Source organism: Terasakiella brassicae, from assembly GCF_014641495.1.
Taxonomy (GTDB): domain Bacteria; phylum Pseudomonadota; class Alphaproteobacteria; order Rhodospirillales; family Terasakiellaceae; genus Terasakiella; species Terasakiella brassicae.
In genome coordinates this window covers 1-14,757 of sequence record NZ_BMHV01000039.1, presented here as the reverse complement: position 1 = coordinate 14,757, position 14,757 = coordinate 1, and the positions used below count along the sequence as shown (strand labels likewise).

Genomic DNA, 14,757 nt, shown 5'->3' with positions numbered 1-14,757 from the left:
AGCTTCCGCCAATACTTTCGTGATCGCAGCTGTCAGCGTGGTTTTACCGTGGTCAACGTGGCCTACGGTACCAATGTTACAGTGCGGTTTATTACGTTCAAATTTTGCCTTAGCCATAACTAAGTAACTCCAATTAAAATTTAGGTAAGCTGGACCGGATTAACCGGCCAGCTTTTCTTTGATTTCTTCAGCAACGTTGTTCGGCACTTCTGAGTAGTGATCGAACTGCATAGTGAACTGCGCGCGGCCTTGAGACAAGGAACGCAGGTTGTTCACATAACCAAACATGTTGGCGAGCGGAACGTTGGCTGTAACGACACGAGCGATACCGCGTTGGTCCATAGAACCGACCTGACCACGACGGGAGTTCAGGTCACCGATGATGTCACCCATATATTCTTCAGGGGTAACAACTTCGACTTTCATCATAGGTTCAAGCAGTTTCGGTTTGGATTCTCTCATCGCCTGACGGAATGCAGCGCGGGCTGCAATTTCGAAGGCCAGAACAGAAGAGTCAACATCGTGATAAGCACCGTCGAACAGTTCTGCACGAACACCCACAACCGGGAACCCGGCAATCGCACCCGCTTCCATAGAGGTTGAAAGACCTTTTTCAACACCCGGAACATATTCACGCGGTACGTTACCACCAACGATAGAGCTCTTGAATTCAAAGTGCTCTTCACCGTTCGCATCCATCGGTTCGAACTTGATCTGTACGCGGGCGTACTGACCGGAACCACCGGACTGTTTCTTGTGCGTGTAATCAACGGTCACTTCCTGACCGAAGGATTCACGATAAGCAACCTGCGGCGCACCAACGTTTGCTTCGACCTTGAATTCACGTTTCATACGATCAACAAGGATGTCGAGGTGCAATTCGCCCATACCGGAAATAACGGTTTGGCCTGTCTCGTGGTCTGTCTTCACACGGAAAGACGGATCTTCCGCAGCCAGACGCGCCAGAGCGATACCCATTTTCTCCTGATCGGCTTTTGATTTCGGCTCAACAGCGATTTCGATAACCGGTTCCGGGAATTCCATACGTTCCAGAATAACCTGACTATCACTTGCGCACAGGGTATCCCCTGTTGTTGTGTCTTTCAAACCAACCAGAGCAACGATATCACCCGCAGCAGCTTCTTTGATTTCTTCACGTTCCGCAGAATGCATCAACAACATACGGCCGATACGTTCTTTTTTGCCCTTAACCGTGTTCATCACATAGGAACCGGCTTCAAGTTTACCAGAGTAAATACGGACGAACGTCAAAGAACCCACGAACGGGTCGTTCATAATTTTGAAAGCCAGAGCAGAGAACGGCGCGTCGACAGCATTCGGACGCGTGATTTCTTTTTCCGGATCTTTCGCATCTACACCACGGATCGCAGCAATGTCGGTCGGAGCCGGCATATAATCGATTACGGCATCAAGAAGCGGCTGAACGCCTTTGTTTTTAAAGGCTGTACCACACAGAACCGGAACAAACGCCAGACCGATTGTCCCCTTACGGATGCATTTGATCAGTGTTTCTTCATCCGGCTCGTTACCTTCGAGGTATGCTTCCATAGCATCATCGTCTTGCTCAACAGCCGTTTCAACGAGACGCATACGGTATTCAGCGGCTTTGTCAGCGAGTTCAGCAGGAATATCGACATAGTCGAATTTCGCGCCGAGTTCCTCACCGGACCAAATCGCGGCTTTCATTTTGATCAGATCAATATGACCCGCATAATCAGCTTCAGAACCGACCGGTAATTGCGTAACAAGCGGAACAGCGCCGAGACGATCAATGATCATATCTACACAACGGTAGAAATCTGCGCCCATACGGTCCATCTTGTTGACGAAACACATACGCGGTACGTTGTATTTGTCAGCCTGACGCCAAACAGTTTCAGATTGCGGTTCAACACCGGCAACGGAGTCAAACACACAAACCGCACCATCAAGTACACGCAAAGAACGTTCTACCTCAATGGTAAAGTCCACGTGACCGGGTGTGTCAATGATGTTTACACGGTGATCGCGCCAGAAAGTTGTGGTCGCAGCGGAAGTGATCGTGATCCCACGTTCTTGCTCCTGCTCCATCCAGTCCATGGTCGCGTTACCGTCATGCACTTCACCAATCTTGTAAGATTTACCGGTGTAGTACAGAATTCGTTCAGTAGTAGTCGTTTTACCCGCATCGATGTGAGCCATGATGCCGATGTTACGATACTTCTCCAAAGGATATGATTTTGACATGAAAAATGTCCGTCCTTACCAGCGATAGTGAGAGAAGGCTTTGTTGGCTTCCGCCATACGGTGAGTGTCTTCACGTTTCTTAACGGCAGCACCACGGTTTTGTGCCGCGTCCAGCAATTCGCCAGTCAAACGGTCAGCCATAGTGTTTTCGCTACGCTTACGGGAAGCATCAATGATCCAGCGAATGGCAAGCGCCTGACGGCGTGTCGCACGAACTTCAACCGGAACCTGGTATGTAGCACCACCGACACGACGCGAACGTACTTCGACGGCAGGCTTTACATTTTCCAGAGCTTCATGGAACTGAGCAACCGGATCGTTACCGGTTTTCTTTTCCATATTTTCCAAAGCACCATATACAATTTTCTCAGCGGCAGATTTTTTACCGTCGAGCATCAAACCGTTCATGAATTTGGTCAGTACGATATCACCGTACTTCGCATCAGGCAGAACGATACGCTTTTCAGCAGCGCGTCTACGAGACATATCCTATTCCCCTTATTTCGGACGCTTCGCGCCGTATTTAGAACGACGTTGGCGACGGTCTTGAAGACCTTGTGTATCCAAAGTACCGCGAATGATGTGGTAACGAACACCCGGCAAATCCTTTACACGACCGCCGCGAATCATCACGACAGAGTGTTCTTGCAGGTTGTGACCCTCACCCGGGATGTAAGACGAAACTTCATAGCCGTTCGTCAGGCGCACACGGGCAACCTTACGAAGGGCCGAGTTCGGCTTTTTGGGAGTAGTTGTATAGACGCGCGTACAAACGCCACGTTTTTGCGGACATGCTTCCATAGCAGGAACCATGTTACGAACCGGCTTCGCTTTACGCGATTTGCGGATCAATTGGTTAATAGTAGGCATAAGCAGTGTATTCCTTGACACACTCGCAACGATACAGCGCGCTAAAACAATAAAAGACCAACGGTCCGGCTTCCCTTCCCGTCAGCTCATTTCGGCGGATGCTATAACGTTCCTGTTACAACAATGTGAACCCTATCAAAAAAAAGATAGACTCCACCACTCAATAGGCGGGGCATCCTATGGATTTTTGAGGTTTTGTCAAGCAAAACTACATAACGGCACGCGCCTGCTTCATAAAACGGTTAATTCCGTCACAAAGCTTTTGTGACTCTTTCAACAGAATGTCCGATTTACTTTGCACTAAATGTGAGGCCTCGCCTGTCTCACGCGCACCATCGGCAACATCTGCAATCTTGACATTCACATCTTGCGTACCATTGGCTGCTTGTTCAATACTCCGGGCAATTTCACTTGTCGCAGCCGTTTGTTCCTGAACGGCAGCTGAAACCGACTCATTGGATTGGGCAATAAAATCGACCTGAGAGACAATTTTTTCGATACCATTCACGGTCTGCTGTGTCGCCTCCTGAATAGATTTGACCTGCGCTTCGATTTGGTCCGTCGCCAGAGAGGTCTGTTTGGCCAGTTCTTTCACTTCGGTTGCGACCACAGCAAAACCTTTCCCGGCATCCCCTGCCCGCGCAGCTTCAATCGTCGCATTCAATGCCAGCATGTTGGTTTGATTTGAAATATCGCGAATAAGATTAACCACCGATGTAATCTGATCTGACGATGTTGATAGATTTTGAACTTCCTGTGAAATCCGTTCGCTGTCTGCCTGGGCAAGTAACGTGACTTCGGATGCCTTACTCACCTGTTCGCTTATTTCATGGATTGATGCGCTCAGCTCTTCCGAGGCGGCAGAAACCGTCTGTGCATTTTGTGTCGCCCGTTCTGCCGCTTCCGCAACCTCTGTTGAATTCTGGGCGGTGCATTCCGCGATACGTTCCATGCCCCGTGCCGCATCCTCCACCTCTTCTGAGGTTTCACTCACGGTTGCGGAAACCTTTAAGACACCTTCTTCGAAGTGGTTCAATGTATCTGAAAAAACATCAACCTTATGGCCCATCGCTTCAACAGCACCATTCACCTTTTGACTGGCGACCTTATAGTCCCCCATCATCCCGTCCATGACGATTTTGCGCCAATATTTATTTTGCGCAACATGCTGGGTGCATGCCGAAGATTCCCGCATAAAAGCATCGCAACGATCAATAATATCATTCATCAGATACAACAGCTCATTTACGCCGCCTTCACTGCGGATATCAGTAATGCGAACCTCGAAATTCCCTTGCAAAACCTGTCTAAGCTCATCAATCGCATGGTTAATTTGATCCTGCTTTACAAACATCTTAACCTCCCATCGACAAAATGAGGTGGTTATATTCCTTACCACTGCTTTCAATTAATTTAACCACCTCTGCCATTGCGGCATTCATCCCCTCTTTGGGAGAAGGATAGCTTTGTTCCACCTTAAGAAGACTGTCATATAGGGGAATAATTGAAGAGGTCACAATCTCTTTATCCGGCACACGCCTGTTGCTATGATATCCGACAATATTACCGGACAGATCAAAGCTTGGTGTCACATGGGCCAAGACCCAGTAATGGTCCCCGTTGACGGCACGGTTGACAACATAGGCAAACACTTCCTGCCCCGTTGCGATCGTCTCCCATAAAAATTTAAAAATGCAGCGCGGCATATGGGGATGACGGATTATATTATGATTTTTTCCAATCACATCACGCGCAGATATACCCGCAATCTGTCCAAATGTGCGGTTCGCATACGTAATGATGCCTTTCGTATCGGTTTTTGAAACGATGACATCATTCTTATCAAAAAAACGTTCTTTACCAGTTAGTTCTGGATTTCCATAGAGTCCCATATTTTTTTATCCCTGTTTACACAGATTTTTTGTTCAGTTGACTTGTTCATACTTGTATCCCAAGCATGTCGCATAGACAGAGAAATGCCTGTAAAAACAAACACGCCTCCCGTGCTGATATATAAGACCTATAATCCAGAGTTGTCCATGACCAATCTCAGCGTTGCATACTTTATATTTATTTTTTTTCAAAATAAGAAGTAATGCCAAATTTCCAACGATAAGGTTCTGCTTGCCTCTTGCCAGCTGGACAAATATATTTTGCTTGAAGTTGGTTTTACTCTACTGATTAAAGGTTCCTCACATGCCCTATCGGAGAAACATAATATATCTGTGTTTGGCTCTCTCTTTTCTTCTTTCACTCTCTGCCTGTAACACAATGGAAGGTGTTGGCGAAGATGTGCAAAAAGCAGGACAATGGATTGAAGAAAAAGCAAAAAAATAAATCCTGAGCACCTACCGAAAAATAAAAAAAGCCGGGTAGAACAATCGTTCTACCCGGCTTTTTAGTGTTTAAGCCTTTGCTTACTCAGCAGGCGCTAACGGTGCATCTGAGACACCTTCTGCACCTGGCAAAGCCGCTGCGTGTGCAGCTTCCGCTTCAGCTTGTGCCGCTGCAGCTGCAGCGGCAGCCTGTTCGTGTTCCGGTACATAACCGGCTTCACGATCACGCTCAGCAGCAACCTGACGGATTTTATTCATGTAAGCACCTGTCCCCGCCGGGATCAAACGACCCACGATGACGTTCTCTTTCAGGCCCAACAAGTAATCTTTCTTGCCGGAAACAGCCGCTTCGGTAAGAACGCGTGTTGTTTCCTGGAAAGACGCTGCCGAGATGAAAGATTGTGTTTGCAGAGAGGCTTTCGTGATGCCAAGCAAGATCGGCTGACCAACAGCGATACGATCACCGCGTTCTTCCGCTTTCTTGTTTTCACGACGGAATTCAACACGATCCACTTGTTCCCCAACCAAGAAGGTTGTATCACCCGGTTCTGTGATTTCCACTTTCTGCAACATCTGACGTGCAATGGTTTCGATGTGCTTATCGTTAATCATAACCCCTTGCAGACGGTAAACTTCCTGAATTTCTGCAATCAGGAACTCTGCCAGTGCCTCAACACCCTTAACACGCAAGATGTCATGGGGAACCGGGCTACCATCCATCAACGGATCGCCTTTACGAACGTAGTCACCTTCCTGAACAGAAATGTGCTTACCCTTGGGAACAAGGAATTCCATCGGTTCGGCATCATCACCTTCCGGTGTCACCACGATACGACGTTTGTTCTTGTAATCCTTACCGAAGGTAACACGACCATCAATATCAGAGATAATCGCGTGATCTTTCGGTTTACGAGCTTCGAACAATTCCGCAACGCGCGGCAGACCACCCGTAATGTCACGTGTCTTCGCAGATTCACGCGGGATACGTGCCAAGGTGTCACCGGCGTGAACAACGTCACCATCGTTTACAGACAGAACCGCATCAACGGAAACGTAGTATTTTGCTTCGTTACCGCTGGCGAGGTTTTGCAGGTTGCCGTTTTCATCAACGATTGCCAAGTGCGGACGCAACTCAGCACCCGCTGGCAGGGATTTCCAATCCACGATAACTTTAGAAGCAATACCTGTTGCTTCGTCCGTTTGTTCGGCAATGGAAACACCATCCATAAGGTCAACGTACTTCACAGTCCCGTTGACTTCTGTCAGAACCGGCAGAGTGTGCGGATCCCATTCTGCCAATTTTGTACCACGTTCGACCTTTTGCTTATCGGTTACGAACAATTTGGCACCATACTGGATACGGTGACGGGCACGCTCTTTACCTGCGTTGTCAATCAACAACATTTCGGTGTTACGGCTCATAACCGTATCAATACCGGAAGAGTTCTTAACCGTCTGGCAGCTGATCAATTGGATCGTACCATCGTGAGAAGTCTCAATGCTGTTTTGTTCGGCACCACGTTGCGCAGCCCCACCAATGTGGAACGTCCGCATGGTCAACTGAGTCCCCGGCTCGCCAATGGACTGGGCGGCAATAACGCCGACCGCTTCGCCCCGGTTTACCTTCGTGTTACGGGCAAGGTCACGACCATAACATGTCGCACAAACACCGTTTTCAGCTTCACAGGTCAGAACGGAACGGATTTTGACGGTTTCAACACCGGCAGCCTCAATCATAGCGGCTTCTTCTTCCTCGATCAGCTCACCGGCTGCGAGAATGACTTCGCCTGTTTCAGGGTGCGTAATGTCTTCACCGGCAGAACGACCAAGGATACGTTCATAAAGGCTGACGATTTCGTCGCCACCATCCATAACCGCACGGGTCGTCAGACCGTTTTCAGTGCCGCAATCATCTTCGAAGATAATGCAATCTTGTGCAACATCAACCAGACGACGGGTCAGGTAACCGGAGTTCGCTGTTTTCAACGCCGTATCGGCAAGCCCCTTACGGGCACCGTGTGTGGAGTTAAAGTACTCAAGAACGCTCAAGCCTTCTTTAAAGTTCGCGATAATCGGTGTTTCAATGATCTCGCCGGACGGCTTCGCCATCAAACCACGCATACCGCCAAGCTGACGCATCTGAGCTGTGGAACCACGGGCACCGGAGTGCGCCATCATATAAACGGAGTTGATCGGAACGCCCGGCTCAACACGGGAAATTTCCGCCATCATCTCGCTGGTCACCTGATCGTTACAGTGTGACCATGCATCGACAACTTTGTTATATTTCTCACGCTGAGTAATCAAACCGTCCATATACTGACGTTCAAACTCTTTCACTGCTTCTTTGGTTTCATCAACCAAACGGGCTTTGGCTTCCGGGATAACCATATCGTCTTTACCGAAGGAAATACCGGCTTTACAAGCCCATTTGAAACCGAGGCCCATGATACGGTCACAGAAGATAACCGTCTCTTTCTGACCAACGTGGCGATACACTTCACCGATCACGTTGGAGACGTCTTTCTTGGTCAACAACTTGTTGATCAAGGAGAACGGAACCTTCGGATCACGCGGCAACAATTCAGACAGCAACATACGGCCCGGTGTTGTTTCCACACGTTCCACGATTTCGTTACCATCGGCATCAATCGTGCGATATCGACATGTTACTTTCGCATGCAGGCTGACCGCATCGTTATCAAGTGCCTGGTGAATTTCACCCACACCTGAGAACGCCATACCTTCGCCCTTCTCGCCTTCCAATTCCATGGAAAGATAGTAGATACCCAAAACGATATCCTGAGACGGCACGATGATCGGCTTACCGGAGGCCGGTTGCAGGATGTTGTTTGTAGACATCATCAGAACGCGGGCTTCAAGTTGAGCTTCCAAAGAAAGCGGTACGTGAACCGCCATTTGGTCACCGTCGAAGTCAGCGTTAAAGGCTGTACAAACAAGCGGGTGCAACTGGATCGCTTTACCTTCAACCAAAGTCGGTTCGAACGCTTGAATACCAAGGCGGTGCAATGTCGGTGCACGGTTCAGCATAACAGGGTGTTCACGGATAACTTCTTCGAGGATATCCCAAACTTCCGGACGTTCTTTTTCCACCATACGTTTGGCCGCCTTAATAGTGGTTGCCATGCCGTACAGTTCCAGTTTCGCATAGATAAACGGTTTGAACAGTTCCAGTGCCATTTTCTTCGGCAGACCGCACTGATGAAGCATCAGTTCCGGGCCAACCACGATAACAGAACGACCAGAATAATCGACGCGTTTACCCAACAGGTTTTGACGGAAACGACCTTGTTTCCCTTTCAGCATATCGGAAAGAGATTTCAACGGACGCTTGTTCGCCCCTGTAATCGGGCGCGAGCGACGGCTGTTATCAAACAACGCATCAACGGATTCCTGCAACATACGTTTTTCGTTACGTACGATGATTTCCGGGGCACGCAGTTCGATCAGTCGTTTCAAACGGTTGTTCCGGTTGATCACACGACGATAAAGATCGTTGAGGTCGGAAGTCGCAAAACGGCCACCATCCAATGGAACCAACGGACGCAATTCCGGCGGAATGACCGGAACGACTTCCAAGATCATCCATTCCGGACGAGAACCGGATTCCATGAAAGCTTCAACCAGCTTCAGACGCTTCACCAGCTTCTTACGCTTGGCTTCAGAATTGGTATCGCGCAGTTCTTGACGCAGATCTTCCAATTCGTCTTCCAGATGGATTTCAGCCAGCATATCGCGGATTGCTTCCGCACCGATACCGGCGGTAAAGGCATCCTGACCGTATTCTTCAACCGCATTTGTGTACTGTTCTTCGCTCAGCAGTTCTTTTTGCTTCAGCGGAGTCAGACCCGGTTCGATCACAACGAAGTTCTCAAAATAGAGAACACGTTCCAGATCTTTCAAAGTCATATCCAGCAACAGGCCGATACGTGACGGCAGGGATTTCAAAAACCAGATATGCGCAACAGGCGCCGCCAGTTCAATATGGCCCATACGTTCACGACGGACTTTGGTCAAGGTTACTTCAACACCGCACTTTTCACAGACGATGCCTTTGTACTTCATGCGTTTATATTTACCGCACAAGCACTCGTAATCTTTGACCGGGCCGAAGATACGCGCACAGAACAAACCATCACGTTCCGGTTTGAACGTACGGTAGTTGATCGTTTCCGGTTTTTTAATTTCGCCGTAGGACCAAGAGCGGATTTTCTCCGGGCTTGCGATATTGATTTGCAGATTATCGAACTGTTGAGCGCCGCTAACCTGCCCAAAGAATTTCATCAATTCCGACATATTAGTAATTCCCTTGGTTCATGTTGACGTTCAGGCCGAGAGCTTGCAGTTCTTTGACCAAGACGTTGAAGGATTCCGGAATACCGGCTTCGAAGGAGTCTTCACCACGTACAATCGCTTCGTAAACTTTTGTACGACCGGAAACGTCATCGGACTTAACCGTGAGCATTTCCTGCAAAGTGTAAGCCGCACCGTAAGCTTCCAGTGCCCACACTTCCATCTCACCGAAGCGTTGACCACCAAACTGGGCTTTACCACCCAACGGCTGTTGCGTGACCAAGCTGTACGGACCGATAGAACGGGCGTGCAGTTTGTCATCAACCAAGTGGTGCAGTTTCAACATGTAGATGTAACCCACTGTGACCTGACGGTGGAACTGATCCCCCGTACGGCCATCATACAGCGTGGATTGACCGGAAGAGGCATAACCCGCCATTTCCAAATGCTTGGAAATGTCATCCGGCGTCGCGCCATCAAAGACCGGCGTTGCCATCGGAACACCCTTGCGCAGGTTGCCTGCCAATTCGTCCACTTCGGCATCATCCATATCTGCAACATATTCATTGTAGATATCGTCACCATACGCATATTGCAGTTTTTCACGAACACCATCGTAAGCACCGCTACGTTTGGCCGCATCCAGTTGTTCACCAATTTGGCGACCCAGACCGGCAGCAGCCCAACCCAAATGCGTTTCAAGGATCTGACCAACGTTCATACGTGAAGGTACACCCAACGGGTTCAGAACGACATCGACCGGCGTCCCGTCTTCGGAATACGGCATGTCTTCCATAGGAACGATGCGGGAGATAACCCCTTTGTTCCCGTGACGACCAGCCATTTTATCACCCGGTTGCAGCTTGCGTTTGATCGCAACGAAGACTTTAACCATCTTCATCACACCCGGCGGCAACTCATCACCACGTTGCAGTTTTTCAACTTTGTTTTCAAAGCGTTCCTGAACGGCGGAAATACCATCGGCAAAGTGCTTTTTCAAAGATTCAACGTCAGACTGAACGCCATCGTCTTCGACAGAAACGTGAACCAACTGACCCGGATTAAATGCATCAAGCATTTCTTCGGTAATCGGTACACCTGTTTCCATACCATTCGGGCCGGCAACCGCGATTTGACCGACAACCGTCGATTTCATACGCGCAGCCAGGTTCCGTTCGTGAATTTTACGTTCGTCGTCGCGGTCTTTTGCAAGACGTTCGATTTCAGAGCGTTCAATCGCCAAGGCGCGTTCGTCTTTTTCCACACCACGGCGGTTAAAGACACGGACTTCAACAACTGTACCCGTTGCACCCGGAGGCATACGCAAGGACGTATCACGAACATCAGAAGCTTTCTCACCAAAGATCGCACGCAGAAGTTTTTCTTCCGGTGTCATCGGGCTTTCGCCTTTCGGTGTCACTTTACCAACGAGAATATCACCAGCTTTTACTTCTGCACCGATATAAACGATACCGGCTTCGTCGAGGTTTTTCAGCGCCTCTTCCCCAACGTTCGGGATATCGCGCGTGATTTCTTCCTGACCGAGTTTGGTATCACGGGCCATGACTTCAAATTCTTCCAAGTGAATGGAAGTAAAGACGTCATCGCGAACGATACGTTCGGAAATCAGGATGGAATCCTCGAAGTTGTAACCATTCCACGGCATGAAGGCCACAAGCACGTTACGCCCCAACGCCAGATCACCAAGGTCTGTTGACGGACCGTCTGCCAGAACCGTACCGACCTCAACCTTATCGCCGACTTTCACAAGTGGGCGTTGGTTGATACAGGTGTTCTGGTTGGAACGCTTGAATTTCTTCAAGGTATAAATATCAACACCGACAGTAGACGCATCGTCACCTTCGGCACGAACCACGATACGGGTCGCATCAACGGTATCGATCACACCGGCACGTTTGGCCACAATGGCCGCACCGGAATCGCGTGCGACAACTTCTTCCATGCCAGTACCGACCAACGGTGCATCTGCTTGCAGCAGCGGAACCGCCTGACGTTGCATGTTTGACCCCATCAAGGCACGGTTGGCGTCATCGTTTTCCAGGAACGGGATCATCGCTGCGGCGACAGAGACAATCTGTTTCGGGGAAACATCGATCAAGGTGATATCTTCAGGACGGGCCATGATATATTCACCCGCCTGACGGCAAGACACCAGATCATCCACAAAACGACCGTTTTCATCCAAAGCCGCATTGGCCTGCGCCACGGTGTAACGACCTTCCTGCATGGCAGACAGATACATTACTTCATGGGTCACCTGACCGTTTTCAACTTTACAATACGGGCTTTCGATAAAGCCGTATTTGTTGACGCGGGCATAAGTGGATAAAGAGTTGATCAAACCAATGTTCGGACCCTCAGGGGTCTCAATCGGGCAGATACGACCATAGTGTGTCGGGTGTACGTCACGAACTTCGAAGCCCGCACGTTCACGCGTCAAACCACCCGGGCCCAAGGCTGACAGACGACGTTTGTGCGTAACTTCTGACAACGGGTTGGTTTGGTCCATAAATTGTGACAACTGCGAAGAACCGAAGAATTCACGAACCGCAGCCGCAGCCGGTTTCGCATTGATCAGGTCGTGCGGCATCACTGTGTCAATATCCACAGATCCCATACGTTCCTTGATCGCACGTTCCATACGCAGCAGACCGATACGGTACTGGTTTTCCATCAATTCACCAACGGAGCGAACACGACGGTTCCCCAAGTGATCGATATCGTCGATTTCGCCACGACCGTCTTTCAATTCAACGAGGATACGTAGAACTTCCAGAATATCTTCGCGGCGCAATGTGCGCAGTGTATCGGGCAGATCGTCAAAGCCGAGACGCATGTTCATTTTCACACGACCAACGGCAGACAAGTCATAACGTTCCTGGTCGAAGAACAGGCTTTCAAACAAGGCTTCTGCAGACTCAAGGGTCGGCGGTTCCCCCGGACGCATTACACGGTAAATATCAATCAGCGCTTCTTCACGTGTCGAGTTTTTGTCGACAGACAGCGTATTGCGCATATACGGACCAACGTTCACATGGTCGATAGACAGCAACGGCAATTCAGTCATGCCGGCATTTTCCAGCTCTTCCAGCAATTCCGCTGTCAGCTCACCACCTGCTTCAACAAAGATTTCACCGGTTTTTTCGTTTACCAAATCGGTGGCAACGAACTTGCCGATCAATTCTTCGTTAGAGACCAGAATGTCTTTCACACCAGCTTCGGCCAGTTTCTTGGCTTGACGCGGTGTTACTTTCTTACCAACGCTCAGAACGGTTTCACCCGTTTTCGCATCAACAACATCGTGAAGCAGCTTGACGCCCTTCAAACGATCCGCGTCAAACGTGGTCTGCCAACCTTTTTTACCACGTGTATATTCCACAGTGGTGTAGAAGAAATTAAGGATATCTTCCGGCGACATACCAACGCGATCTTCCAGTGCAACATGTTCACCGGCATTGCGCTTGTTGGCTGTCTCGTCGTTATCCAGTGCCATCAACAATGTTGTGACGGGCAATTTACGGCGACGGTCGATACGAACATACAAAATGTCTTTCGCATCAAATTCAAAATCCAACCAGGAACCGCGATAAGGAATGATACGTGCAGCAAACAGGTACTTACCTGAAGAGTGCGTTTTACCTTTATCATGGTCAAAAAACACACCGGGTGAACGGTGCATCTGAGAAACGATAACACGTTCCGTTCCATTGACAACGAACGTACCGTTAGATGTCATAAACGGCATATCGCCCATATAAACATCTTGTTCTTTAATATCACGAACAGAGCGCGCGCCGGTATCTTCGTCAACATCCCAAACAACCAGACGCAAGGTCATTTTCAACGGGGCAGAATAAGTCATGCCACGTTGCTGACATTCTTCAACGTCGTATTTGGGCTCTTCAAATTCGTAAGATACATATTCCAGCGTGCCACGCTCGCTAAAGTCATTAATCGGGAAAACCGATTTAAAGACAGCTTCCAAACCGTTATCGATACGGTCTTGCGGCTTTACTTTGGCTTGCAGGAAATGTTCATAGGAAGATTTTTGAACCTCGATCAGATTCGGCATCGGGGCAACAGTCGGGATACGACCGAAGCTCTTACGGATACGCTTGCGGTTAATTAGCGGATTCGCCATTATTTTCCTCAAGTTATTTTCAGGTTGGACACCAATTGCACCTCGGGTCGCCGAATCCTTAATGCAACATCGTTCCATAAGCCCCCAAGACGGGGACAACTCCTTGACAGTTACCAACTTTATCGGCCACGGCGGGGCCTATCCGGGCGGGTAACACAGGATGCCTTCACCTGCGATACAGACAAAGACAGCCGGGCCGGATCGGATACATCAATCCAATCCAGCCCAGCGGTTTGTTGTGCCTTTTATATAAGCTGAACAAAAAATGTAAAGCAAAAAGTCACATCAAACAATATCCTGAAATAAAAAAACGGCCCAATAACGGGCCGCTTTCCTGAATTGCATTACATGCATATGGCTTATTTATCAAGTAGAGAACATTCGTTCTCTTCGTCGATCTTACCAGATTCAACGATCTTGATGATACGCGCATTCTCGGAACCCATCGGGCAACCACATTTATATTCGCCAGACGCTTCGTGAAGCTCGGCTTGACGCAGGTGCCATTGTGCAACTTTTCTGTGATCAGCAGCTAACATATTCTCTTTTCCTCTATTCAGTAATACTGTGAACGCTATCCTTTTAGAGGAAGGATTTTAAATAACGCGGATTCGGGATAAGGGATTTATTAAGTTATTGATTCACAAAGATAAGGTGATGGGAGTAGGCTATTTATAGCTACAAAAACGGCCTACAATGGAGGTATCCATAGTTCCCATCGAAGAGATTTTCTGTGAGATCGACGATTTCTGCAAGCGTTTCTTTCCTGCTTTTGAACGCGGTCTCCTTCCTAAAGAAGAAGGAAGTAAACGTCTACGAGCCAGCCGC

The 14,757-nt window shown here is 48.9% G+C and carries 10 protein-coding genes; 1 reads left to right on the top strand and 9 read right to left on the bottom strand.

The window, feature by feature from the left end:
• The 6 genes from IEW74_RS16245 to IEW74_RS16220 all read right to left on the bottom strand — a co-directional run.
• Positions 1-117 (bottom strand): GTP-binding protein (locus IEW74_RS16245; protein ID WP_188667076.1); only part of this gene is annotated, 117 nt, incomplete at its 3' end.
• Between the two features lie 42 nt (positions 118-159).
• Positions 160-2,247, bottom strand: a complete 2,088-nt coding sequence (fusA, locus tag IEW74_RS16240) for an elongation factor G (RefSeq protein WP_188667075.1) — start codon at positions 2,245-2,247, stop codon at positions 160-162.
• Positions 2,248-2,262: 15 nt separating this feature from the next.
• Positions 2,263-2,733: a 30S ribosomal protein S7 gene (gene rpsG, locus IEW74_RS16235; RefSeq protein ID WP_188667073.1), complete on the bottom strand. Its 471-nt coding sequence runs from the start codon at positions 2,731-2,733 to the stop codon at positions 2,263-2,265.
• Between the two features lie 12 nt (positions 2,734-2,745).
• Positions 2,746-3,117 (bottom strand): 30S ribosomal protein S12, encoded by a 372-nt coding sequence (rpsL, locus tag IEW74_RS16230; protein WP_188667071.1) that lies wholly within the window; start codon positions 3,115-3,117, stop codon positions 2,746-2,748.
• Between the two features lie 208 nt (positions 3,118-3,325).
• Entirely contained in the window at positions 3,326-4,471 is a 1,146-nt protein-coding gene (locus IEW74_RS16225; protein WP_188667069.1) for a methyl-accepting chemotaxis protein, read from the bottom strand.
• 1 nt (position 4,472) lies between these two features.
• On the bottom strand, positions 4,473-5,009 hold the full coding sequence (locus IEW74_RS16220; RefSeq protein ID WP_188667067.1) for a PAS domain-containing protein: 537 nt from the start codon (positions 5,007-5,009) through the stop codon (positions 4,473-4,475).
• Positions 5,010-5,313: 304 nt separating this feature from the next.
• On the opposite strand from IEW74_RS16220, the gene IEW74_RS17565 reads away from it, so the two are divergent.
• On the top strand, positions 5,314-5,454 hold the full coding sequence (locus tag IEW74_RS17565) for an entericidin A/B family lipoprotein (protein WP_188667065.1): 141 nt from the start codon (positions 5,314-5,316) through the stop codon (positions 5,452-5,454).
• An 80-nt stretch (positions 5,455-5,534) separates the two neighbouring features.
• Here IEW74_RS17565 and rpoC read toward each other — a convergent pair whose 3' ends face one another.
• The 3 genes from rpoC to IEW74_RS16200 all read right to left on the bottom strand — a co-directional run bounded on the left by rpoC (position 5,535) and on the right by IEW74_RS16200 (position 14,468).
• Positions 5,535-9,770: a DNA-directed RNA polymerase subunit beta' gene (gene rpoC, locus IEW74_RS16210; RefSeq protein WP_188667063.1), complete on the bottom strand. Its 4,236-nt coding sequence runs from the start codon at positions 9,768-9,770 to the stop codon at positions 5,535-5,537.
• A 1-nt stretch (position 9,771) separates the two neighbouring features.
• Positions 9,772-13,929 carry a DNA-directed RNA polymerase subunit beta gene (gene rpoB, locus IEW74_RS16205; RefSeq protein WP_188667061.1) on the bottom strand — a complete coding sequence of 1,386 codons (4,158 nt, stop codon included), beginning with the start codon at positions 13,927-13,929 and terminating at the stop codon, positions 9,772-9,774.
• A gap of 359 nt (positions 13,930-14,288) precedes the next feature.
• Entirely contained in the window at positions 14,289-14,468 is a 180-nt protein-coding gene (locus IEW74_RS16200; protein WP_188667059.1) for a hypothetical protein, read from the bottom strand.
• Between the last annotated feature and the right edge of the window lie 289 nt (positions 14,469-14,757).